The organism is Micromonospora sp. WMMD812, assembly GCF_027497215.1.
GTDB lineage: Bacteria > Actinomycetota > Actinomycetes > Mycobacteriales > Micromonosporaceae > Micromonospora.
Window position 1 is genome coordinate 3,330,968 of sequence record NZ_CP114904.1, and the last position, 24,378, is coordinate 3,355,345.

At 72.3% G+C, this 24,378-nt stretch carries 17 protein-coding genes; 3 read left to right on the plus strand and 14 right to left on the minus strand.

Going from position 1 to position 24,378, the window contains the following annotated elements; all coding sequences use genetic code 11:
• Nucleotides 1-61: 61 nt before the first annotated feature.
• From O7603_RS15275 to O7603_RS15295, 5 genes are all read right to left on the minus strand, one after another.
• Entirely contained in the window at nucleotides 62-385 is a 324-nt protein-coding gene (locus O7603_RS15275; protein ID WP_281576370.1) for a hypothetical protein, read from the minus strand.
• A gap of 220 nt (nucleotides 386-605) precedes the next feature.
• Complete coding sequence (locus tag O7603_RS15280; protein WP_281576371.1) at nucleotides 606-1,424, minus strand: MOSC N-terminal beta barrel domain-containing protein; 819 nt, start codon at nucleotides 1,422-1,424, stop codon at nucleotides 606-608.
• Nucleotides 1,425-1,519: 95 nt separating this feature from the next.
• Entirely contained in the window at nucleotides 1,520-1,810 is a 291-nt protein-coding gene (locus tag O7603_RS15285; RefSeq protein WP_281576372.1) for a hypothetical protein, read from the minus strand.
• 206 nt (nucleotides 1,811-2,016) lie between these two features.
• Nucleotides 2,017-6,126: a polymorphic toxin-type HINT domain-containing protein gene (locus O7603_RS15290; RefSeq protein ID WP_281576373.1), complete on the minus strand. Its 4,110-nt coding sequence runs from the start codon at nucleotides 6,124-6,126 to the stop codon at nucleotides 2,017-2,019.
• A gap of 221 nt (nucleotides 6,127-6,347) precedes the next feature.
• Complete coding sequence (locus tag O7603_RS15295) at nucleotides 6,348-7,181, minus strand: class I SAM-dependent methyltransferase (protein WP_281576374.1); 834 nt, start codon at nucleotides 7,179-7,181, stop codon at nucleotides 6,348-6,350.
• A gap of 140 nt (nucleotides 7,182-7,321) precedes the next feature.
• On the opposite strand from O7603_RS15295, the gene O7603_RS15300 reads away from it, so the two are divergent.
• Entirely contained in the window at nucleotides 7,322-8,407 is a 1,086-nt protein-coding gene (locus O7603_RS15300) for an LCP family protein (protein WP_281576375.1), read from the plus strand.
• 106 nt (nucleotides 8,408-8,513) lie between these two features.
• Nucleotides 8,514-10,055, plus strand: coding sequence for a sugar transferase (locus O7603_RS15305; protein WP_281576376.1), 1,542 nt, complete (start codon nucleotides 8,514-8,516; stop codon nucleotides 10,053-10,055).
• 54 nt (nucleotides 10,056-10,109) lie between these two features.
• Here the strand turns inward: O7603_RS15305 and O7603_RS15310 are convergent, their stop codons facing one another.
• The gene (locus O7603_RS15310; protein ID WP_281576377.1) at nucleotides 10,110-11,582 is read right to left on the minus strand and encodes a glycosyltransferase; all 1,473 of its coding nucleotides are present in this window, start codon (nucleotides 11,580-11,582) and stop codon (nucleotides 10,110-10,112) included.
• Complete coding sequence (locus O7603_RS15315) at nucleotides 11,579-13,324, minus strand: O-antigen ligase family protein (RefSeq protein ID WP_281576378.1); 1,746 nt, start codon at nucleotides 13,322-13,324, stop codon at nucleotides 11,579-11,581. Before O7603_RS15315 ends, O7603_RS15310 begins: the two co-directional genes overlap by 4 nt.
• A gap of 635 nt (nucleotides 13,325-13,959) precedes the next feature.
• On the opposite strand from O7603_RS15315, the gene O7603_RS15320 reads away from it, so the two are divergent.
• Nucleotides 13,960-15,690 carry a hypothetical protein gene (locus O7603_RS15320; protein ID WP_281576379.1) on the plus strand — a complete coding sequence of 577 codons (1,731 nt, stop codon included), beginning with the start codon at nucleotides 13,960-13,962 and terminating at the stop codon, nucleotides 15,688-15,690.
• Between the two features lie 11 nt (nucleotides 15,691-15,701).
• Here the strand turns inward: O7603_RS15320 and O7603_RS15325 are convergent, their stop codons facing one another.
• From O7603_RS15325 to O7603_RS15355, 7 genes are all read right to left on the minus strand, one after another.
• Nucleotides 15,702-17,213, minus strand: coding sequence for a flippase (locus O7603_RS15325; RefSeq protein ID WP_281576380.1), 1,512 nt, complete (start codon nucleotides 17,211-17,213; stop codon nucleotides 15,702-15,704).
• Nucleotides 17,210-18,271, minus strand: a complete 1,062-nt coding sequence (locus tag O7603_RS15330; protein WP_281576381.1) for a glycosyltransferase family 4 protein — start codon at nucleotides 18,269-18,271, stop codon at nucleotides 17,210-17,212. The genes O7603_RS15325 and O7603_RS15330 overlap by 4 nt, the downstream gene beginning before the upstream one ends.
• 22 nt (nucleotides 18,272-18,293) lie before the next feature.
• Entirely contained in the window at nucleotides 18,294-19,376 is a 1,083-nt protein-coding gene (locus O7603_RS15335) for a glycosyltransferase (protein ID WP_281576382.1), read from the minus strand.
• Nucleotides 19,373-20,527, minus strand: a complete 1,155-nt coding sequence (locus tag O7603_RS15340) for a glycosyltransferase (RefSeq protein WP_281576383.1) — start codon at nucleotides 20,525-20,527, stop codon at nucleotides 19,373-19,375. Before O7603_RS15340 ends, O7603_RS15335 begins: the two co-directional genes overlap by 4 nt.
• Nucleotides 20,528-20,548: 21 nt before the next feature.
• Nucleotides 20,549-21,772 (minus strand): glycosyl transferase family 1, encoded by a 1,224-nt coding sequence (locus O7603_RS15345; RefSeq protein WP_281576384.1) that lies wholly within the window; start codon nucleotides 21,770-21,772, stop codon nucleotides 20,549-20,551.
• Nucleotides 21,773-21,850: 78 nt separating this feature from the next.
• Complete coding sequence (locus O7603_RS15350; protein ID WP_281576385.1) at nucleotides 21,851-22,993, minus strand: glycosyltransferase; 1,143 nt, start codon at nucleotides 22,991-22,993, stop codon at nucleotides 21,851-21,853.
• Entirely contained in the window at nucleotides 22,990-24,306 is a 1,317-nt protein-coding gene (locus O7603_RS15355) for a hypothetical protein (protein WP_281576386.1), read from the minus strand. The genes O7603_RS15350 and O7603_RS15355 overlap by 4 nt, the downstream gene beginning before the upstream one ends.
• Nucleotides 24,307-24,378 lie beyond the last annotated feature (72 nt).

Genomic DNA, 24,378 nt, shown 5'->3' on the forward strand with positions numbered 1-24,378 from the left:
CACGCGGCACGGCCGCCGGACACTCCGGCGAGGCCGGGTGAGCCTCCCCACGTAGCGGAAGCTAAGGCAGTGGCCCGCCGGCGCGCTCCCGCAGCACGCCGGCGGCGACCGCGGTCAGCGATCGCAGCGGCTCGGCCAGCTCCGGCCGGCCGCGCAGCACGTCCTCCAGCCGGACCCGCCACCGGCCGGCCTCGAGCAGGCCGGGCAGTTGGTCGGTCGCCGCGCGCAACCGTTCCCGGGTCTCGCCGAGGGCCGCCCGGTCGGCCGGGCCGAGGAGCTCGCCGACCTCCGCGCTGAGCCAGGTGAACAGGTCCTCGTCGTACACCGATCCGACGAACACCCGGGCCGTGTCCCACGCCACCCGGGGCTGGTGCAGCACCGTCATCTCGTCACCTCCGGCACGCCGTGTCACCATCATCGATCGGCGTGCCGCCGCCGACAAGGCCCGATCAGCCGCCGCCACAACGCCGATCAGCCGCCGCCGGCGACCCAGCCCGATCAACGGCCTCCGGGGACACGGCCCGATCGGCTGCCGTCGGCAATTCGGCCCGATCAGCGGCCGCCCGCGACACTGCGCGATCGGCCACCGGCCACACGGGCCCGAGTCAGCCCTCGACGGTCACCGGGTCGCCCACGGCCACCGGCCCGGTGTCCATCGGGACCAGGTGCAGTCCGAAGAGGAGCTTCTGCCGGACGTTGCGGTGCCGGCCGAGCGTGCGTAGCGGCTCCCGGCCGCGTACCCCGGTCTCCTGGTCGACGGTGGTGACCACGCACCGGTCGCACGGCCCGGCGGCACGGAACGGCACGCCACCGACGCGCAGCGGCCGGCCCACCCAGCCGTCCTCGGCCCAGGCCGGCGCGCCGTCCACCACCAGGTTGGGTCGGAAGCGGGTCATCGGCACCGGCTCCTCACCGGCCTCGGCGAGCCAGTCGTTGAGCGCGGTCAGGGAGGCGGCGTTGGCCAGCAGCAGCGGGTACGCGTCGGCGAAGCTGACCCGGTCGCCGGTGTCGTGCTCCCGGTCGTCGGCGGGGAGGTGCCGGGTCGGACGGGCCAGCCAGACCAGCCGGACCGGCCGGTCGAGCAGGGCGCTCATCCAGGCGTCGGCGGCCGGCCCGGCGGCCAGCGCCGGGACCGGCTGCTTCCGGCTGCGGAACGTCCGCACCGGCATCGGGTCACCCTCGGCCGGCTCGGGCACGTCGAGGTCGGGCCGCTCGTCGGCGCGCAGCACGAGGCCACCATCGCGGGACACGGCGCGCAGCCCGACCAGGCGGGCGCTCTCCCGCTGGGTGACGCCGACGCCGTCGGCGTCGACCACCATCCACCGCCGGTCGCCGGCCAGGCCCCACGGCAGCACCGTCGCGGTCTCCTGGTCGAGCCGGTGTGAGCCCTTGACCGGGTAGGTGTGGATCGCGCTCAGCCGCATCACGCCACCCTGTCATGGCCGAGTTCGAACGGCTATCCGTCAGCAACGACGTGAATGTTGCGGGCATCCACCCGTGCGGTACATGTCCGCAACGTTCACGTCGCCAAGCCCAGCGTGACCGGGTAATCCTCAATGCCATACAAGGAATCGATGTGCGACTTCGCGGCCGTCATCGCCTCTTCGACGTCCAAGCCGTCCGACCTCCTCTCATACAGCACGTGCGAGCCCGGCTCGAACCTTCCCACCGATTCGTCGAGATGAGCTTCGACGAGGGATGCGACTCGCACCTCATCAATCCGGAAGGTCAGCACGAGGCGGACCACGAATACGTTGGACTGTCCAGCATTGATCGACGAGGACACCTCGAGAGAACTTCGGATGTCCACCGACGATTCCTGGTCCGTGGCGTGCGTGAGTAAGTAAGGAAGGTGAACTCCGCCTGCCACGTAGTCATACCTGAGCCAGATCTGTCGCCCGTATTCCCCGATCGCAAGTTGAGTTTGGTGCACGAGGCCGACTAGCGTCATGGCCAGCCGGTGGTCCGGTTTCAAATCAACCTCCGATCAGGCCGAGCATCGAGACAGGCCCCAGCCTATTCGGCGACAATGGTATACAGCACCCACTTACCACCCTTGTGCGCCTCGGGAACCTTCTTGATGATCAAGGTGACCTTGAAGGCGTCCCTCACCGTACCGTCCTTGAACGCCACCCGACCGACGGGATAAGGAAAGGTCTTGGTGATCTGCCGCTCGCTCCCAGGCACGACAGCCTGCTTGCCCGCCCACTTGGTCAAGGAATCCCGCTGGGGCTCAACCATCTCGTCAATGATCGCCTGAGCCTTGTCCGCAGCAAGACTCGACGCCTTGCCGGGTACCTTCGGGTCGTTCTGGGCGCGATGGACGAGGTCGTCATCGCTCTTGCCGATGTGATCCTTCGGGTGAGCACCGTAGACACCGTGATCGAGGTCCACCTTCCCGCAGTTGTGAACGAGCACAGGTGTGTCCTCGGCGAACACGTAGTAGGTGTGCAGGCCCGCCACGGTCAGGTTGTAAACCGTGGTCCGCTCCGATCTGGTCGAGACCCTCTCGACCTCGACCTCGTTCCCGTCCGCCGTGAGCAGCATCGAGCCTGGTCGCAAGTCCTGCGCGTCCTTCCAGGCCCGGGAATCGGTAACCCAGAAGGGATGGTTGTGGGTACCGGTGATCACAGCCGTCTCCGAGCCGGCCGCGCCGTCTGTGTCCACGGTCACGTCGACCAGGATCTTCGCCCCCGAGCCGGTGATCGCCGCGGTGACCACGCGTGCGCCCGTGACGCCGGCAACGGGATCCGTCGCCATTACGGAGTCGCCCACTAGTACCCGCTCAATGGCCTTCCGGCTACCGTCTGCCATCAGGACCGGCGTCCCTGGCATGAAGCTGTTGCCCGGTACCTTGCAACTCTTGTTGAGTTCACCGAACACCCTCAGTGTGTCGCGGAACCGATCGGCGAGCCTGCCCATATTGATGGCGGCCGGGATGTAGCCCAAGATCGGCACGGCGCTTCCTCCCGAGAGGAAGGCCCCCACGTAGTCCCCGCGGGCCAGAGAGATGCCGGCGTCCACGGCGTCACACGGCTCACCGTACGCCGGCGCAAGACCGCAAAGCATCAGGACAAGCTGAGTGATGTCGAGGAGCAGTTCCTGATTGTCCTTGACGAACTCCTGGACGTCCGTGAGCATCTCGCAGCCCGGCCCGACGTTGAACGCGGGATTGCTGCACTTGCCCGGGCGCATCAGCGCGTCCGCGAAGTCAACATAGACCTTCGCGCACTCCCTGGTCATCTGGGGCTCGGGCACGAAGCAACCCCAGGTCATGTGATCCTCAAGCGCTGTGCCGTTACCGTCGCTACCGCTGCCTGGCTGAGTGCTGCGCTGCGCCGCCTCCCACTCCTTGAGCTTGGTGTTGTAGATCTGCTCGGCCTCACGAGCCGCACGGTCAGCCTCGACGGCGTCCTTGCCCGCCTGGATCGCGGCCTTGCGCGCGTCCCGCGAGGCTTGCGCCGCGCCGGCCGCGTCCCGGCGGGCGCGCTCCGACGCCGCGGTTGCCGTTGCCGCTGACTTAGCGGCCTGGTTGGCGCTGGCTTGCGCGCTGTTGGCGGCGTTGCGGGCGGTGGTGGCGGACTGGGCCGCCTGGTCCGCGGAAGCCTTCGCGGCATTTGCCGACTGTTGGGCGTTGGCCGCGTGCTGCGCGGCCTGCTGGGCCGACGCCGCCGCCTGTTGAGCCCAGGTCTGCGCCTCGGCCGCCTTGCCCGCCGCGACTGCCGCTACCCGCTTGGCCTCCGCCGCGTCGGACAGCGCGCTCTGCGCGTACCGCTGCGCCTCTGCGATAAGCGCCTGCACCGCGGCAACGTGGGCGGTCTGCTCCTGGTCCCGCTGTGCCGCCTGATACCGCGACGCGGTCAGGAAGTACGAAATGTATGACGCCGGACCGGCCAGGGCCACCTGACCAGCGGCCTTCACCTGCGGCCCACCGGCGTCCATCGCCCGGTAGACCTCGAGCCGCTCGTCCGCCGTGCGGGCCGGGTGCTGCCCCTCCCGCAGGAATTTGTGCATATCCGCGCCTGTGCCGGCCAGGGCCCTCTCCGCCGCCGCCTTCAGCGTCGGCCCAGCGGTCTCCAGGATCTTGTAGATCGCCAACCGGTCCGCCGAGTACTTACCCGCGTAGTTCCGGGTCCGCAGGAACTGCTGCACCGCCGCGTCATCCCCGGCCAGCGCCGTCTGTGCTGCCGTCTTCTCGTTCCCGTCCGGCAGCGTGTCGATCAGATGCCACACTCGCGCCCGATCATCCTGACCCGCCGCGAGGCGACGGCCCTCCGTCAGCCACGACCGCAACTCCACCTCGTCACCCTTGAGCGCCTCGGCGGCAGACGCCTTGGTCCGCTCGCCACCCGTGCTCAGCAACTCGAGTGCGGCGCGGCGCCCCTTGTCAAGGACCAGCTCAGTAGGGGTGCCCGCCGCGGTCGCCTCGTTGAGCAGTTGCCGCGTGGTGGGGTGCACGCGATCCTCCTCCGCGCTGTCCCACAACAGCTTCCGATTCCACGCCACCACGTCACCGACGGCATGGTTTCCCGCCTGCTCGGCTGCGAGTGCCTCCTGGGCAGCCTGCACGCCCTGTTCGGTGGCCTCGGCCAGTCGGGCGTCGTCCTCCTGGCGGGCCAGCTGCTCCAGCTCGACGGCCTTGTTCGCTGCCTCCACCGCCGTGTTCGCCGCCTCGACTGCCGCAGCCGCGTGCTTGGCCGACTCCGCAGCAGCCACCGCGGCCACACCAGCCGCCGCGGCCGCCGCCTCTGCGGCGTCCGCGGCCGCCTCCGCGTGGGCCGCCGCACGCGCCGCATATGTGAACGCCTCGTCCGACGCTTTCGCCGCAGCCTGCGCCAACGCGTACGCGCGATCCGCGGCCCGCGACGCCGCGGCCGCCTGCGCCTGTGCCCTCGCCGCCGCATCCCGCGCGCGCTGCGCCTCCGCAGCAGACACCCCGGCGTGCCCCGCCGCCAAGTTCGCCGCCGCGGCCGCCTGATCCGCGTTCGTACTCGCACTCTTCGCCGCGTTCGACGCCGCCTTGGCCTGCGCCAACGCCCGGTCACGCTCCGCGCGGACCGCGTCCAGCTGCCGTGCCTTCGCCGCCGCGTCCCGAGCCGCCTGTGCCGCCTGGCGTGCCGCCGCCGCCTTGCCCGCGTCCGTACGTGCATCGGCAGCCGCCCGCTGTGCGCGCGACGCTGCCTGCGCCGTCAACGACGCCGCCGTCGTCGCCTTCCGCGCCGCGTCCGCGGCCACCCGCGCCGCCCGCATCGCCGCGTTCGACGCACCAACGGCTTCCCGGGCCGCCTCCGCCGCGCCCTCCGCGGCATCCGCGGCCCGACCCGCCGCCGCCGACGCCTTCGCCGCAGCCCCACCGGCGGCAGCCGTCTCCGCCGCGGCCGTCTGCGCCGCCTTCTTCGCCTCCTCGGCGGCGGCCGCCGCCCGGTTCGACGCCTCCGTCGCCGCCAGCGCCTCCCGCGACGTCGTTTCGCTGGCGTCCTTCGCCTGCTCCGTCAGACTCCGGATCGACGCCAGCTCCGCATCCCTGGCCCGGGCCACGAACTGACCCGAGACGATGAACTCCCGCAGCTCCTCCGCCGTACCCGCCAACGCCTGCGACGCCGCCGTGTTCAACACCGGACCACTGTTGTTCGCACCACCGGTCAACATCCGCGTCGCCGCCAACCGGTCATCCGCGTACGCCGCCGCATCCCGACCGTCCGCGAGGAACTCCGTCAGCTCCTCCGGCGTCCCGTCCAGAGCCCGCTGCGCCGCCGCCTGGACCGTCGGACCACCCGACTCCACCAGCCGATACGCCCGCACCCGCTCATCCGACGCCCACGACGTCTCCCACCCACCGTCGACAAAGGCCTGCACATCCTCGGTCGACCCCGCCAAGGCGTGCAGTGCCGCTGCACGCATCGCCGGACCGTCCATCCCCGCCAACGACTGCGCTGCAGCGCGTGCATCAGCGGCGTGTGCCTCTTTGACGCCCCCGGCGAGGAATGCCGTGATTTGCTCGTCAGTGCCGAGGATCGCCGCGGCAGCGGCGCGCCGGACCGACGGAGTCCCTTCGGTTAGGTAGTAGACGACACCCTCCCGGGCCAGCTGGGGGTCCCAAGGAGGGTCGATCTCGTCGTCGGCCATAGCTGGCACAGCCGGCTGAAGGAACATCGCGGCGAGGATTAACACCACTGTCGCGGCGATTCGCCTCAGCCCAGGGACGGGGCGATCTTGCCTAGCTTGAGCAGCGTGCATCAACCGTACGGTCACTGCAACCCCCGTGGATGCGAGACAGGACCGCTAGACCGTATAGATCACCGTCACCGAAAAGAAGGGGAGAGTGAGGCGGAGACAGCCGCGAAGACTCACCATGCCACGCCGATCCCGTCGCCGCGGTACCAGTGGTTGGCCGGCGTCTCCCGGTAGGCGAGGAACCGGCGGTCGGTGCGCTCGGCGTGCTCGGCGAGGACGTTGGTGGTGGTGACGTTGTCGGTGAGCAGCATCGCGCCAGGGGCGAGCTTCGGCTCGACCGCGTCGAACTCACGCTTCTCGTGCTCGCGGCTGTGGTCGCTGTCGTGCAGAAAGAGGTCGACCGGCCGGTCGAACGCGCCGATCGAGGCGATGGAGTCACCGATCACCAGGTCGACCACCTCGGACCACCGTCCGCTGCGGACCAGGTAGCCGGCCTCGGGGTTGATGTCCAACGCGCTGAGTCGCCCCGGCTGGCCCTCCGCGGCGTTGCGCAGCAGGGCCGAGGCGAGGACGCAGCTGCCGAGCCCCTTGTCGACCCCGGTCTCGACGACGTGGGTGGGGCGGGTGGCGCGCACAATGGCGTACCAGCCGATGCGGCGGGCGTAGCGGACCCGCCGGTCGGCCAGGCCGCGCCGGGCGGCGGCCGCCGTGGTCTGCTCGATGTGCGCTCGGAGGGCCTCGTCCGACTCGATCTCGGCGAAGTAGCCGCGGACCTGCTTGACCGGTACGTCGCAGACGACGCTGACGAACCAGGCCAGGTGCTGGCGACTGAGCTTTGTCAGGTCGTACGTGTAGTTGTGGTGTTCCCGGGAGGTGACCAGCCACCGCGCCGAGGTGCGTAGCACCTTGGCGTCGTGACGGGCGACCGAGACCAGCCGCTTGGGGAAGGCGGCGACGGGGGCGAGGGGGGTACGGGCGATGGCCCGACGCAGCTTGGTGGCGTCCACGCTGAGTTCATACCAGGTGAAGATGACCGATGCCTGGGCAACTTTCGTTTACCCACGGGGGCATTCTCCGACGGACCGGTGGCCGGTTGTGGCCGGACGAGGGTACGCGGGCCGAAATGCGAATCAGTAGCATCGCGACCATGCCCCGTGCAGACCAGACCGCAGAGCTTCACCTGTCGACGAACACCGGGCCGGCAGTCGATTCTGGGCAACCGGACGACGGCGAGCAGGCCACGCCCCGCCCGCGCCGCCGCCGGTGGGGCCGGATCGCCCTGATCACCGTCATCGTCCTGGTGGTGCTTGCCGGCGCCGGTGTGGTGGCGGGCGGCCTGTACGTTCGCTCGATCAACTCGGGCATCGAGCGGGTGGACGCGTTCGAGGGTGTGCCGGAGGAGTCCCGCCCGCAGGTGGTGGCGACGGGCGCCATGAACATCATGATCCTGGGCAGCGACTCGCGCGACCCGGAGAACGCGTCGGGTTCCCGGTCGGACACGATCATCCTGGCCCACCTGCCGAAGGACCGGTCGAGCGCGCAGCTCATCTCCATCCCGCGCGACACGTGGGTGCACGTGCCGAAGTCGAAGGAGGGCCGGGGCGGCACCGACGCCAAGATCAACGCAGCGTACGCGTGGGGCGGTGTCCCGCTGATGGTCCAGACGGTGGAGGAGTTCACCGGGGTCCGCATCGACCACGTGACGATGGTCGACTTCGCCGGCTTCAAGGAGATCGTCGACGCGCTGGGCGGCGTAGAGATCACTGTGGACAAGGCGTTCACCTCGACCCACTCGCTCAACCCCGATGGCCGTCGCGAGTTCGCTCAGGGCAAGCAGACGATGGACGGTGCCGCGGCGCTGGACTACGCCCGTGAGCGCTACGCCTTCGCCGACGGCGACTTCACCCGGATTAAGCACCAGCAGCAGGTCATCAAGGCCATCCTGGACAAGGCGGTGTCCGGCGGCGTGGTGACCAACCCCGCCAAGCTGAACTCGTTCGTGAAGGCCACGGCGGACGCGGTGGCGGTGGACCAGTCCCTGTCCCTGGTGGACCTGGCGACGGAGCTTCGTCACCTGAGGAGCGGCAACCTCGGGTTCTTCACCTGCCCGACGAAGGGGACGGGCCGCATCGGCAGCGAGAGCGTCGTCCTCGCCGACAAGCCGAAGGCCAAGCGGGTCTTCGACGCGGTGCGTCGGGACTCGGTCCCCGACATCCTGTCCGCCGCAAAGTAGGAGACAGGTTTGTCGTGCCGGCTCTGGCGGCGAAACTGACTCGGTCGTAACCTGCGAGCGCGCCCTGACTGTCGGCATTGTCGGGGGGCTCACGGGGAGGATCAGAATGTCGAGGCAACCGGCACTCAGTTATCCGGGCGCGCCGCAGCTGGAGTTCGGCGACGGGCCTGTTCGGACGGTGGCGCCACACGACGCGGACGGCGACGAGGGGATACCCGAGGCGTTCCCCTCCGCCGCACCGGCACCGGAGAAGGCGGCGACGCGCGCTGGTCTCGACACGACCGCCGTCCTTCCGTACGCCAGCTCGCGGGCCTCGAAGAACACCCGCGGGCTGCGGGCCTGGATGCTGACTGCTCCGATCGACGTCGTCGCGCTGCTCACGCCCCTGCTGCTGAGCCAGAACTACTGGCGCGGCACGCTGGCCAACGCCGCCCTCACGGTGACGTTCTTCGCAGCCGGCGGGCTCTACCGGGCCCGCCGGCACGTCGGCATCCTGGACGAGCTGCCGAGCATCGGCGGGCGGCTGCTGGCGTCCGCCGCGGTGGTGGCCATCATCGCCGCCGAGCGGCACGACTCGGTGCACTACGTGGGCGGGTTCATGCGCGGTGTCGCGCTCTCCGCCGGGCTGGTGATCGTCGGCCGGGCGGTCAGCAGGTCGCTCACCATCGTCGCGCGCAAGCGGCGGTGGGTGGAGCACAACACCATCATCGTCGGCAGTGGACCGATCGGCCTGGAGCTCGCCCGGCTGCTGCGCCGTTACCCGCAGTACGGCCTGCGGTTCGTCGGCTGTGTCGACGCCACGTCGCGCCAGGGCAGCAGCGGAGTCCCGCTGATCGGCACGCTCGACGACCTCGAACAGCTCACCCGCCTGTCCGAGTGCGAGGTCATGGTGATCGCCGACCCGGACTGTTCCGAGTCGACCCTGATGGAGATCCTGCTTCGTCCGGTCAGCTCCCGCTGCGACCTCTGGGCGGTGCCGCGCCTGTGGGGTTCGCGGTCGCTCGGCAGCTATCCCGACCACATCGGCGCGATTCCGATCGTCAAGATCGGTGACACCAAGCTCTCCGGGCCGCGCTGGGCCATCAAACGTGCCTCCGACGTCGTCTTCGCCGCGACGGCGCTGGTCGTCCTGAGCCCGGTGCTCCTGCTCTGCGCGCTCGCCACGTTCCTCGACGGGGGCCGGGGCGTGTTCTTCCAGCAGGAGCGGATCGGCCGGTACGGCAAGCCGTTCAACGTCATCAAGTTCCGCTCGATGCGTCCCGTCAACGAGCACGAGTCACAGACGAACTGGTCGATCGCGCACGACCGGCGGGTCGGGCCGGTCGGGCGGTTCATGCGCCGTACGTCGCTGGACGAGCTGCCCCAGCTCTGGAACATCCTGCGCGGCGAGATGAGCGTGGTCGGGCCGCGCCCGGAGCGGCCGTACTTCGTGGAGAAGTTCTCGGTCGAGTACCCCAACTACGCGATGCGGCACCGGGCACCCGTCGGGCTCACCGGGCTCGCGCAGGTCAGCGGGCTGCGCGGTGACACGCCGATCTCCGACCGGGCGCGGTTCGACAACTACTACATCGAGAACTGGTCGCTCTGGCTCGACATCAAGGTCGTGCTGCGTACGGTGGCGGAGGTGCTGCGGGGCGGCGGCCGCTGACCGGCGTCCCCCTGACCGTCGCCGAGGCGGGCGCGCCCGGAAGCGTCGCGTCCGTCAGCCGACCTGAGACTGCCGGGCGTGCGCCGGCAGGGGCGTACCGAGCGCCACGGCGCGCAGCACGCCCGCGTGCCCGGCCAGCGACTCGTCCGGTGAGAACTCGCTCACCGCCTCGTCGTGCAACCGCTGGCGGGCGTTCGCCCAGGCCGCGCGTTCACGGACCATCGACGACATCGCCGAGACCAGTTCGGCACGGTTGCCCTGCGGCCGGTACCGGAGTTCGTTGATCACCTGCCAGTCCACCAGCTCGGCGTTTCCGGCCGGGTTGGCGACCAGGTGTCCCCGCCGGCCGTTCGCCAGTTGCTCCCGCGCCCCGCCGACGTCGGTGAGCACGACGGGGATTCCGGCCATCAGAGCCTCCATCGAGGACAGTGACCAGCCCTCGAAGAAGGAGTCGAGGACGAAGGCGTCCGCCGCCGCCAGCAGGGCCGACGGGTTGGCGCAGTGACCGCGGAGGTGGACGCGGCCGGCGTCCGGCAGGGCCGCGGCGGCCTGCCGGGTCTGTTCGTAGTAGAGCGGGTCGTCGTTCGCGCGCCCAGCCACCAGAAGGTGGACGTCCGGGTGCTCGCGTGCCACGTCGCCGAAGGCCGTCACCAGGCCGAACGTGTTCTTCTGGAGGCAGTACCGGGCGAGCGAGACGAAGAGGAACTCATCCGTCAGTCCGAGCGCCGCGCGGGCCTGCGACCGGTCCACCGGCAGGACGCGGGAGCCGTCCACGCCGTTCGGCACGGTGACCACGTGGTCGCCGGGATAGCTCGGGTTGCGGCGGAGGTACTGCTGGCGGACGAGGTCGCTGACCGCGACCTGCGCGGAGATTGCCCGCGCCCGCTCGCGTTCCGGCTCCCAGGAGTGGGGGTGGTAGAAGCGGTGCATGTCGTGCAGCGTCTCCACCCACGGCACGCCGAGTTCGCCGGCCACGTCGAGCAGCCAGTCGCGGGCGTTGTGCGCGCTGATCACGTCGGGTCGCCACGACCGCATCCAGTCGGCGGCGTTCCCGGGGGTCAGCTGCTGCGTCGTGACGCCCTCGGCCGCGAGGGCGCGGGCGAGCCGTCCGCCCTCGCCCTCCTGGCCGGGCAGGCGCGTGTCCGCGTAGACGACCGCGGTCTCGAATCCGTGGCCGGGGAGCCGCCGGGCGAGGAACGCGGCGACCTCCTCCGCTCCCCCGACGTCGAGGACGCCCGCCGCGATGGCGCAGCGCACCCGGGTGGGCTCGGTGACGTCGACGCGGGGCGGTGGCGGCGACGGTCGCGCCTGGGCGGGGGCCGGTCGGAGCGCCTCCAGGTCACCCGCGCCTCGACCGGGTACCAGCGGGACCGACCAGTCCTCACTCGGCAGCGACGTGCGGGCACCGGGGTTGGTCAGGCGCCGGAGGGTGCCGCCGGCCAGCCGGCGCAGCGGCGCCGGGACGACGTGGGCCTGGCGCTGGGCCCACAGGGCGAGCCGCAGCGCCCGTGGCGACGGGTCGGTCATTCGGCTGCCCTTCCCTCGACCTCAGCCGGGGCGGGTGACGGGCTCGACGCCGAGGGGGTCGGCTCGGTCCGGCGACCGTGCCGGTCCCGGTCCAGGACGAGCGGTGCGACGATTCCCGCGGCGAGGCCGACCACGAGCGGCCAGCGGCTCGTCTCGGACAGGAACGGCGCGGTCATCAGACACAGCGGCGCGATCAGGCAGAACACGGCCGCGGATCGGACGATGCCGTCGCTGGCGGGGTCGCGGACGGCCCGCAGGGCCACGAGACCGGCGGCCACGAGGAAGACGACCACGAGCAGGGGCACCGCGGGGCCGTAGCGCAGCCAGTCCTGGAGCAGTTCGTTGTGTACGTACACGCGGGTGGCGTCGGCGGCGGCCATCCCCGCCAGCTGGGGCGACTGTGGACCGACTCCGGTCCAGAAGTTCGCCCGTACGTAGTCCCACCCGAGGCGGAGGTCGCTGATGTGCCCGCTCGTCGACTCGGCCTGGTGCTTGGCGCTTTCCGGCGCGGGAGTGGGCGAGGGCGGCCGGGAGGTGGCCGCCGTGGACGGCCGCGCGGCCACGCCACCGGCGCTCGGACCGCCGGTCGCGCTCGGCCGCGCGCTCGGCGCGCCGGTCGCACTCGGCCTCCCGCTCGGGGCGGTTCCGCCGCCGGCGCTGGATCCGCTGCTCACGCTGGGCTTGGGGGTCGCGCTGGGCTTGGCGGTCGCGCTCGGCTTTCCGGTCGCGCCCGGTCCCCCGCCGGCGCTCGGCTTGCCGGTCGCGCCCGGTCCGCCGCCGGCGCTCGGGTTGCCCGTCGCGCTCGGCAGGCTGCTCGCGCTGGGCTTGTTGCTCGCGCTCGGCACGCTGCTCGGGCTGGGCTTGTTGCTCGGGCTCGGCTTGCTCGCGGTGGTGTCGCCGTTGCCCAGGTCGAAGCTGCCCACGCTGCGCAGCCCGAGGTCCGCGGCGAAGCCGGGGGCGGCCAGCACGATCACCGCCACCACGAGCGCCGCGACGGCGAGCTGTCGGGTCATGCGCCGCCACCGCCGCCAGGTGAGCACGAGAACGACGACGAAGGCGGCGAAGGCCGCGAGCCACACGCTCCGGCGGAAGCTGATCAGGACGAGCAGGGGGGTGGTGGCGAGCACCGTCACGTGTCGCCAGTCCCAGCGCCAACCGTCGTGTCCGAGCAGCCCGATGAAGACCGCCGCCGCGATCGCGGGTAGCGCCGAGTCGTAGTAGACGAAGTAGGCGCTGAGTCGGTCGTCGGCGGTCTCGCCGAGGGGAATCGCGACGGCCGCCGCGACGAGCAGCGCGGCCAGCACCGCGCCGACCGTCATCCGCAGCGACCGCTGGTCGTCCCGCAACCACCGCAGGCTCATGCCGATCAGCAGGCCCAGGACCAGCAGGACGAAGGGGCGGGCGTTCTGGTTGACGGCGGAGAAGACCGACTGCCCGTGCAGCAGGCCGCTCCCGACGGAGACGACGACGAGCGCCACGGCCACGCCGAGCAGCAGCCCGCCGGTCGAGCGGAGGCGGAAGCCCTTCGGCGGCCACCAGCGCGCCGCGGCCGCGAGTGCCGCCGTCACCGCGAGCGGCAGCACCATCGGGGTCTTCCCAGGGCTGATGAACGCCTGGTAGCCCAACGTGGTCAGCTCACCGAAGCGCCCGTTGGGTTTGATCTCCTGCGCGACGACCGCCACGAGCACGATGCCCGTCACGGGGAGGCGGAGCACGAGCAACGGCAGCACGATCGCGAACACGACCCCGAGAGGCGACCGCAACGTCCAGGCGATGTACAGGGCGGAGAGCGCCGCGAACACCAACGACGCCAGGCCGATCGGCTGCCGGGCGGTGGCGGCGATCGGGTCGACGACAGCGGATGCCCAGCCGGGAACCCGGGACAGACGAGGTGGGCGTTCCGCGTCGTTGTCGGGTCGGCCAGGGGGTTGTCGGGGAGGAAGGGTGTCCGCGCCGTCCGTGCCCGAATCCGTCAAAGTCCCTCTGGAACCCATCGCTGCCTTTGCCCCGGAACGGGTTCCGGTCGGCCCTCGCTGACACAGAACCCTGCTGACAACAACGCCGAGCCGGTTGCCGTGGCAGTCGCGGGACGACCACAGTTGGCGCGACCCTGTGACCAGAGCGGCCGTGCAATGTGGTCGTTCGAACATCACGGCGGCGGCCGTCGCGGCACACAGTATCAGGCAGGGAGAGCGCCGGCGCCATCGGAAGCTGGCCCGCGAAGACCGTGGTGGGAAGGCGATCGAAGGATCGCCCGGACCGTACGACGATGTCCGTCGGTTTCCACCGGATAGTGGAAATGGCGGCAGATCTCCGTACTCGCAGTCGATAGCGGCCACCCGGTAGGGTCATGCCCGGATCGCCCCCGGAGCCGCACATGATCACCCGTCGCACCTTCCTCACCGCCAGCGGCGGCCTGGCCCTCGCCGGCGGGCTGCTCCTCGCGGGCGACACCCCGCTCTCGGCGGGCGCCGTGCTGTTGCCGGCCCCGTCCGGGGGTGACGACACGGCCGCGCTCAACGCGGCCCTCCTCGCCGGTGCCGGCGGCCTGGTCCGGGGGCCGCGCGGCGCCCATTACCAGGTCAGCGCACCCCTCGTGGTGCACAGCGGCACGACCCTGATCATGTCGGGCTGCCGGGTCACCCTGGCGGCCGGCAGCGCCTGCAACCTGCTCGTCAACGCCGCGCTCGCCGGCGGTGGCCGAGACCGGGACATCAGCGTGGTCGGCGGCACCTGGGTGCGTGCGCACGGCGTCGGCGGGGCCGGCCCCAACCTGCACAGCCTGCGGTGGCGACGGGTGGACGGCCTGACGCTCAAGGGATTGGCGGTGGAGACCGCCAGCGACAAGTACGCGATCTCCCTCGGCGACGTCACCGACACCACGGTCGCCCGGATCAGGTTCGCCACGCACTCCGACGGCGTGCACATCCAGGGGCCCGCCGCGCGTACCCGGATCTCCGGCATTCGCGGGACGACCGGGGACGACACCGTCGCCATCACCCCGCGCGACTGGCAGGCCTACGACGACGTCTGGGGGCCGGTGACCGACACCGTCATCGAGGACGTCAGCGCGGCCTCGCTCGCGGCGCTGGTCAAGGTGCTCGGCGGTTCACCGGAGACGGCGGCGTTGCGGACCACCGTCCGGGGCGTCACGGGCCTGGCCGGCAACAACGTCGTCTGGATCGGGGACGACACCGCCGACTGGCGCACCACCGGCGGCCGCGTCGACGAGCTGGTCGTGGAGCGGGTCGCGGCGACGACGCTCCCCGGGCGGGGCGGCGTGGTGCACGTCAACGGCTCGTCGGTGGGTCGGGTGCACGTCCGGGGGGTGCGGATCGAGGGTCCCGGCCGGGACCAGCCACCGGTACGCGTCGCACCGCTCAGACCCGCCACCATCGGCGCGCTCACCGTCGAGGACGTCGACGTCGAGCAACTCGGCCCCGTGCCTCTCGTGGCGGTGGGCCCGACGGCGACGATCCGACGGTTGCTGGTGGACCGGGTGACCGTCGCCGGCACGTCCGCCGGCACCACCGCCGGCGCGTCCGTCACCCAGGTCGCCGGGGTGGTGGACGACCTCACCGTCCGGGCGGTCAGCATGGCGGCCGCCGCCGACAGCCACCTGCTCGACCTGCCTCTGTGGGCGGCGGACGCCACGGTGCGGCGGGCGACCCTCGCCGAGCTGCGGATCGTCGGCGGCGGCCTGGTCACCGCCGTCGCGGGCACGCACACGCTGTCGCAGGTGGCGCTCGCCGAGACGCGGACCATCGGCATGGCCTGGCTGCTCGACCTCAACACCCGCACCGAGCTGCAGTTGTCGAACGTGAGCATGGAGGAGACCGTCGGCGGGGTGGTGAACGTGCGCGGCTCCGGCGCCGCGGTGATCCGCGGCTCCGGGTTACGGGCCGCGCCCGGCGCCCGGGGCGCGGCGGTCGCCGCCGGTGGTTCGCTCGTCTCGTACGCGCCGGAGCTGGCGGTCGACGTCAGCGCGCTCGTCCGCGCGGACGGCAGCCGGGCCACGAACACGAACGCCCGGCTGTCGTGCGGGACGGGGCCGGTGGTGTGTGCCGGGTTGACCTGGCAGCACGTGGAGACCGGCGCCACCTACTGACGTCGACGTCGTCACAGGGCCTTGCGGGACAGCACCCGCCTGAGGTCGGCCGTGGTGATCGCCCGCGAGAGCAGCACCGCCCCACCGAACAGGCCCGCGGCCGACACCGCCTCGACCTGCCACGGGAGGCGGACCAGCCACAACACCAGGATCGTGGCGGCACCGGCGACGAGGACGCTCGCCATCTGCCGTACGGGCAGCCGTGCGGTCATCGTCCGGGCGGCCAGCAGGCACGTCGCGACGCCGATCACGAACTCCGTCCCCGCCGCGACCGCTGCCGCGCCGGTGGCGCCCCAGCGGGCGCAGGCCCAGAACTGCGCCGCGAGGTTGACCACCGCGACCGAGACGGTCAGCACCGCGATCGGCCGGACGACGCCCAGCGCGGAGCAGATCGTCGTGCCGACGTAGCCGAGGGTGACGCCGACGAAGGCGACCGCGAGGAGGATCAGGGGCGTGACCGCCGGGCCGAAGTCCTCGCCATAGAGGTAGGCGACGAGCGCGGGGGCGAGCGCGATCAGCAGGACCGCCGTACCCACGCCGATCACGACGCCGGTGCGCGTCGCCAGGCTGAAGATCAGGTTTCGGCGGTGGGCGTCCATCGTCAGGCTCGTCGCGACGATCGGCAGGAGCGGCGCCACCAGCATGGCCGGCCCGAGCTGGGCGACGTCGAGGAACTTGTAGGCGGCGGAGTAGTAGCCCACCTCGGCCGCGCCCTGGAGGTGGAACAGGATCACCGAGCCGAGCCGGTAGTAGGCCATGACCGCCAGCGAACTGATCGCCAGCGGCCAGCTCAGCGCGAAGATCCGGCCGGCCTCCGCGAAGGACGGCCGGCCCAGTGGCACCAGTCGCCGGTTGATCGCGACACCGACGCAGGTCTGCAGGGTGACGACGGCGACGAAGAACCAGGCGAGCAGGACGACGTCGCCGCCCGTACGCGCGATGACGACGACCGCTATCAGCCAGAGGACGCCCTGGACGAGCGCGAGGACGGACGACACCTCGGGCCGGAAACGGGCGGTCGCCCCGGCGGTGAGGATGGCCGCCGCGGACAGCGGCGTGGCGATGGCGACGACACTGACCACGGGGCTGGACTCGCCGAACAGTCCGCCGGCCGCGGCGGCGAGCAGCCCGACGGTCGCGATCAGCGCCACCGACGTCCGGATGACCAGGCCGGTGCTCAGGATGCGGCCGGCAGCGGCCTTCTCCCGCGCGATCCGGGAACTCACCGTGATCGTCGTGCCCATGTCGGCGACCTGCGCCGCGGCGGTGCCGAGGGTGAGTGCGAGCGCGAAGACGCCGTACCCCTCGGGGTTCAGGTAGCGGGCGAGCACGGAGGTGGTCGCCATGCCCACGACCAGGCCCAGCAGCCGGAGGCCGAAGGAGACGGCGGTGGCCGTGCTGAGCCCGCGGGCTGAGCGCGTGTGGTCCGCCGGCCCGGTGGCGTCGCTCTCCAGCGGCGCGGCGGTCGCCGGCGTGACGGCCCGGTCTTCCGGCTCGGTGGTGGTCTCCCCGGGCGAGGTCACCGGCACTCCTCGAAAATCTGTTCGTACGCGTCGAGCCACTTCTGCCGGCCGTGCTGCTGCTCGACGTAGCCGACGCCAGCGCCCCGGAGTTCCAGGACCGTCGACACCTTCTCGGCCGTCAGGTCCGACGGCTCGTCGATCACCAGGCCACCGCAGTAGGGGATCAGCTCGGTCCCGGGATCCCCGCGGAACGCCACGACGGGCAGCCCGCAGGCGGCCGCCTCCAGCACCGCGGTCGGCGTGCCGTCGGTCTCCGCCCCGCAGTAGAGGTAGAGGTCGCTGGCCGCGAGGAGGTCCGGCACGTCCTCCCGGTGCCCGGTGAAATGCACGTCGGGATTGCCCGCGCCGAGCCGTTCCAGGCGCTCACGGTCGGGCCCGTCGCCGACGACGACGAGGGCGCTGCCGCTGGCCAGCGCGGCCGCGACGGCCCGGTCGTGGCGCTTGGCGGGGTGCAGCCGCGCGGCGAGGATCGCGACCCGGCGGTCCTGGAAGTGGCTCGGGAGCAGCCGACCGCGCAGCGCCGCCCGGGTCTCGGGCGACGGGGCGGTGAAGCGCCGGGTGTCGATCGCGTTGGGCACCACGACGAGCTTGTCCCGGCCGACCACCGGCGCCAGGTCGCTGGCCACGGTCGCGCTGACGCAGACCACCCGGGAGACGTGCTCGGCGGCGCGCACGTAGCCGGCGAGCAGCAGCCGACCGGCCGAGCCGCCCATCCACCGGCCGTGCTCGGTCCAGACCACGGGCGCGCGGCGCGACAGCGGCGCGGTCAGGGCGATCTGCTCCCGCTTGAACTGCAGGTAGTAGAGCGAGGAGTCGGTGATGGTCCGCGTGCGGCGCCGTTCGATGGGCACCCGCAGCAGCCCGGTTGCCATCGTCCGGCGCGACCACTTCGGCCCGAGCCCGATCTCCGTCCGGCTGAGCCCCTGCTCCTCCCACCCGGGGCAGCGGCCGTAGAGGACGACGTCGTGGCCGCGGTCCCGCATTCCCCGGCCGAGCGCCACGGTGTGCGCCTCGGCGCCACCGGCGGTCTCCGAGACCGAGACCATCGTGACGGTCATCGTGGACAATGCGGTCCTCTTCTCAGCGGGTGCGGGTCCGGCCGGTGGTCCGGCCCTGCTGCGCGACGGTGTACTCGTGCAGGAAGCGACTCGCCGCGTCCGCCGTGTCCACCGGCTTCGCGCCGAGTTCGTACGCGGCGACGATCGCGTCGCGGATCGCCTCGGCGCTGGTGTCCCGGGCGACGGCGGTCGCCGCCTCCCCCAGGCCGCCGCACGGGGCCACCGCGGTCGGCACGCCCAGCCGGGCCGCCACCGCGACGACCCCGGACTGGCTGGCGATCTGGTACGGCGCGACGACGACGTCGGCGGCCGCGACCAGCGCGGTGAACTCGGCGACGTCCAGGTAGCGGTAGGCGGTGGTGACGGCCGCCCCGATCTGGTCGATCAGCGCGTCCACCTGCCGGCCGGGGCCGAGGTCCTCCCCGACCACCGCGCCTCGCCAGCCGGGCAACCGCGCCACGGCCTGGACGAACAGCTCCGGGTTCTTGTCGGCCCGGACCTGACCGGGCAGCAGGGCGAGCGTGCCGCCGTCCGGCTTGAGCGCGGCACGCCAGCGCTCGACGAGCGCCGGATCCGCGGGTGGCGTCCACTGCACGAGGGGGACCTGGGCGACGTTCCCGACGCCCCGGGCGACGAGGCGCTGCCGATCCGCGTCCGAGTAGACCAGGACCCGGTCGGCGTCCTCGAGCGCACTGCGCAGCGCCCGGCCGCCCCCGGGGGCGTTCGACCGGACGAAGGTGTTGTGTGGGCTGGTCACCACCGCCGCGTGGCGGAGCCGGGCCACCGAGATCAGTTCCGGGGTGAGCGCGAACATGCCCTGGAGGTGGACGACGTCCTGCGAGCCGATCACCCGGCGCAGGTGGGGCAGGGTGCGCAGCAGGTAGCGCGCCGACGTCCGGGCCTGGCGGACGACCCGGTTGGGCGAGGCGCGGTGCCAGGTGACGCACCGGCACAGCGGCACCGAGGCGGGGGCGGCGTCGCAGTCGTCGGCGGTGTGCACGACCACGTCGACGCCGAGGTCCGTCAGGCCGGCGGCGACGTCGACGGTGTGGTTGAAGACGCCTCCCCGGCCGCCCGACTCGATGAGGTGGACCCGCCGGATCACGACGTGGCCGTCCGCGCGGCGAGGGTCGAGATGGCGTCGACCAGCTCGCGGACCGTCTCGGGCCAGCCGAGCGCCGCGCAGCGCTGCCATCCCGCGCGCTCCCGGGCGTGCCGCGCCGGCGTGTCCCGCAGCCCGACGACGACCGCCTTCGCGAAGGAGTCCGGGTCGTCGGCCACCCAGTAGGCGTCGGCACCGCGTACGGCGGCGGGCAGGCCGTTCGCCGCGAACGTGCTCATGACCACGGAGCGGCCCCGCGACATCGACTCGGTCAGCTTGAGCTGCGAGCCACCGCCGGTGGTGGCGGGGGCGACGGTCAGCGCGGCACCGGCGTAGACGTCCGCGACGTCGTCGAGCGTGCCGAGGACCTCCACCCCGGGCGCGGCGGCGAACTCCGGGCCCAGCGCCTCGCTGCGCCGGCCGGCGACCACCAGCCGGGCGGCGGGAAGCGCGGCCCGGACCAGGGGCCAGACGTCCCGGACCAGCGTGCGCAGCGCCAGCACGTTCGGCTCGTAGTCGTAGGAGGCGAGCGCGAGGGCGTACCCGTCGGACGGCGAGGGATCGTACGGCCAGACGTCGACCCCGTTGGGGGTGATGACGACGTCGCGGGCCCAGCCGCGCAGCACGTCCGCGTCCGGCGGGGAGAGCGCGACGCAGAGCGCGGCACGGGCGGCAACCCGGGGCTCCCAGAAGGCCGCCTTGGTCGCCTCGGCGCGCCGCGCCATCCGCTGCCAGCCGTGTGCCGAGGTCACCAGGGTCTGGAGGCGTCGACTCTCGATGTTGGCGAACTCGACGACCTGCGGCACCCGACGGGACGACGGGGGCGCCCACGCCGCCAGGTAGGAGTGGGACCAGTAGACGGCGTCGGGTCGGAACTCGGCGCAGAGCGCGTCGAGGGCGTCAGCGATGGGCACCATGTAGTGCCCGCCCAGGTGGGGCCGGCCCGACGCCCGGGTGCGGACGGCGGACGGCGCCGACCACGCCAGCGGGCGGGTCGCGACGGGGGCGTCCGGCTGACGGGTGCCGTGGTCGGGGAACGCGACCAACACCTCCGCGTGGCCGCTGAGCGCCTCGGCGACGCGGGCGGTGCGGAGGCGGCCGCCGTGCTGCGCCGGCCAGGGCGGTTCGACGCTGACGACCAGCACGCGCGTCACGACCGGGCCGCCCGGGAGGAGTCAACGCGGCTCATGGCCCTGCCGGGTCAGCTCGGTGTCCAACAGTTCGCGCAGCACGGCGCCGCGGCCCTCCCAGCCGTGTTCCGCCGCGCTCGCCATCCGGTCGCCCAGGACGGTGTCGCTGACCGGCCCGAGCAGCTCGGGCAGGCGAGCGACGAGGTCGCCGGCCTCGGCCGCCGTCACGTGGGGGTTGGTGCGCGCCAGCTCGGTCACCGCCGGAAGCCCGGTGCTCAGCACCGCCAGGCCGGAGGAGAGATATTCGAAGCACTTCAGGGGACTGACCCCGCGGGTGTAGTCGTTGATCGCGTACGGGATGAGGCCGACGGCGCAGGTGCCGGCCACCTCGGCGAGTTGGGCGGGTGTGAGGACGCCGAGGTGGCGGGCGCCGAGTTTCTCGAGGCGGCGCAGCTCCGCGTCGAAGCTGCCCCCACCGGCGGCGAGCGGACCGGCCAGCAGCAGTTCGCCGTGGCCCCGCAGGGCGATGGCGATCGACTCGAGCAGCGGCAGGTCGAGCTTGTGGACGGTCAGGTTCCCGGAGAAGAGCACGGCGGGTCGGCGCTCGGCCGCCGGCCGGCTCGCGGCCGCGAAGACCGAGACGTCCGCGACGTTCGGCAGGAGTTCGACCCGGGGGAAGCCGGCGGCGACGAGGTGGTCCTGGACCGCCGTGCTGGTTGCGATGGCGACGGCGGTGCGCGACGACAGGGACCGCTCACCGCGGGCCACGGCGACGCCGTCGACACCGGGGAACGTCGCCAGGAGGTCGACGCAGTGGTAGATGACGACGTCCGCTGCCGCTTCCAGCCCGTAGGTGACCGGCGTGAACGTCCAGAGCACGCGCGGACGCTGGCTGGTGAGCCAGGCTCCGGTGGCACGCCGCAGCAGAGCCCGGTTGAGCGGACGAGTCGGCGTGCGGTGCACCGGCAGCACGAGCGGGGACACGATGTGCGCTCCGGCCGGCCGGGGGCGGTGCGCCGGGGTCTCCCGGTCGCCCATCGCCCGCCGCACCCGCGAGGCCATCCGGACGACGTCGTCCCGCCGGAGCGTGGGCCGGCGCAGCCCCAACGACTCGACGAACGTCACGTTCGTGGTCCGCGCGAGTTCACGGGCGACGTAGTGCTGGTTCGTCGCGATCGGAGAGTCCCATTCCGCGGTGCCCAACATCAGCACATTGGCCGGCGGCCCCTCGCCGAGTCGGGTGTGCTCCGGCACGGACGCCGTCACCATGAAGTCATCTCCAGCTCGCAGTGCCCTGAGCTCGGCAAGAGTATGTGAGGACCTGGCCGAAGCCAATAGCCGGCCCGGCTACGCCTGCTCGGTCAACCAGGCGGCCATGTTCGCCTGGAACACCTGCGGCGTGAACCGTCGGGCGTTGGTCATCGCCGCCGACGCGGACAACCGGGACGCGCGCCGGATCGGGTCCACGTAGTCGGCCGGGTCGGTGGCGTCGAGGAGGAATCCGGTCTCACCCGTCACCACCGTCTCCAGCAGCCCGCCCCGGGCCCAGCCCACCACGGGCGTGCCGCAGGCCTGCGCCTCCACCGGGATCATCCCGAAGTCCTCCAGCGCCGGGTAGAGCAGCGCCGCGGCGCCCCAGTACAGCTCGCGGAGCCGTTCCCTCGTCGGCCGGACCTCGAACTCGACCGGCACGTCGACGCGGGCGGCGAGCCGGCGAAGGTTCTCCTCCTCGGGCCCGCTGCCCGCGATGACCAGCGGCAGGCCCGCCGCGGCGGCGATCTCGATCATCAGATCGAAGTTCTTGTACGGGATCCACCGGCCGACGCCCAGCAGATAGCGGCGGTCCCGGTCGCGTACCTCCGGCGGAGCCGACCCGAAGTAGTCCACCTCCACCGGCGGGTTGATGACCCGGGCGTCCCGCCCCCAGTACCGGCGGATCCGGGCCTGCACCTCCCGGGAGTTCGCCGCGTAGCTGTGGACGTGGCGGCTCAACCGCCGGTCGCCGGCCTGCAGCACGGCGCGCATCGGCCCGAGCACGGCATTGGCTCCCCGCTGGTCCAGCTCCGGGCTCCAGACGTAGCGGGCCGGTGAGTGCACGTAGCTCAGGTGGCGGGTCCGGTCCGGGTCGCCGATCTTCACGGTGTGGGCGAAGGCGTGACTGGACGACAGGACGACGTCGTACACCTTGCGGGTCAGGGTCCGCCAGGTGAGCGGCATGACCGGGAGCGCCAGGGCCTTGCTGCGCCGTAACGGGGTCTTCGCCAGCCAGGACTCGTGGATCTCCTGGTCCACCGTCGCGTCGTGGTCCTTCCAGAGGACGAACCGATCCGCGTGCGGCACGACCTCGGCCATGCTGAGGAAGACCTGCTCGGATCCGCCGGTCGCCCCGAACCACTCGTGGATCAGCGCGACGGAGTGGTCGGCGAGGGGCCGGAGCGCGGCGTCGGGCGCGGCGACGCGCGTCGGCGTCCCGTCCTGCAGTGCACTCAAAAGACGACCACGTCCCGGATGTAGCTGGCGAAGCGACGCAGTTGGTACGCCTCCGGCACCGGCGAGGTCATCCGGATCACGACCTGACGGTCGAGCGCGCCGGACTCTCCACTACGGAAGTAGGCGACGACCACCAAGCCGTGCCGCTGCTGGCCGTCGATCTCGATGATCTGCTCGGCGTAGCTGGCGTACTGGCCGCTGCGAATCCACTGTGCGCCCCACGCCTCCTCGACACCGCGCATGGCGTTCTGCCACTGGTCGTTGCACGGCTGCGGGCAGTCCCGCACGATCACCTCGCCGCCGACGGCCTGGTTACCGGTGGCGGCGGTGCCGCACTGGTACTTGACGAACCCCTCGGTCCGCCCGGCCAGCGTGCACTGCCAGGTGGTGGGAACCTTCACCGGGAAGCCCAGGCCGTCGAGCTCGGTCAGCGTCCGGACGGTGTCCCGTTCGTTGAAGCGCGGCCACTGGGTCGGCCAGCTGCCGGCCTTCGGCGGTTCGAGGCCGGGCGACTGCGGCGGCGTCGTCGGCAACGCCGGCGGCAGGGTGCTGGTCGTGGGGGCGCTCTGCGGCGTCTCGGTGTCGTTGCCCGACACCGCCCAGACGGCCACCCCGCCGCCGGCGACCAGCACCAGGACCAGTGCGGCGACCCCCACCCAGAGCCCGGTCCGGCTGCGGCGGGGCTCGGAGGGCTTGATGCGGCGAGTGGGGGTGGCGAACGGGTCCTGGAAGGAGGCAGCCGTGTTGGTCTGGGCGACCGGCGACCGCGGCGCGGGTACGGGCGCGGGTGCCTCGGCGGCCGGCGTCGCGGGTGACGTCGGCGCGGCCGACACCGGCTGCGGGGACGGGGACACCGGCTGCCCGGAGACCGGGGTCGCGTGCACCGCCCACGGTAGTTGCGGCATCTCGGACACCAACTCGGGAGCACCGGAGACCGGCTGCGGCGGGCCGCTGACCTGATTCGGCGCGCCCGACACCGGTGGCGCCGACACCGCGGGGGCGGCGGACGTGGGCGGCGCCGACACCGGCGTGTCGGGCACTGGTTGGTAGTCCAGACCGAGGCTCTGGAAGAGACGCCGCGGGGCGTCCCCCTCCGCCGCCGGGTAGGCCACCCACGGGTGGGCCGCCGAGAAGTCGGCGCTGGCGAAGGCGTGGCCGTCCTCGGCGTCAGCCAGGGCATTCGCCGCGTTGGCGAAGGCTTCCCGCCAACGCTGGTCGGAGGCCGCCACCCCGTCCAGGACCGCCACCGTCGCGAACCGGCCCTGCCCGTCCACGGCGGCCCAGGCCTTACCGACCTGGCATGAGCCCAGCATGTGGGTGTACCTGTAAGGGCTCTCCGGTTGCATGCCACTCCTCCGCTCAACCGCCTTGCGGATCCTACAGAG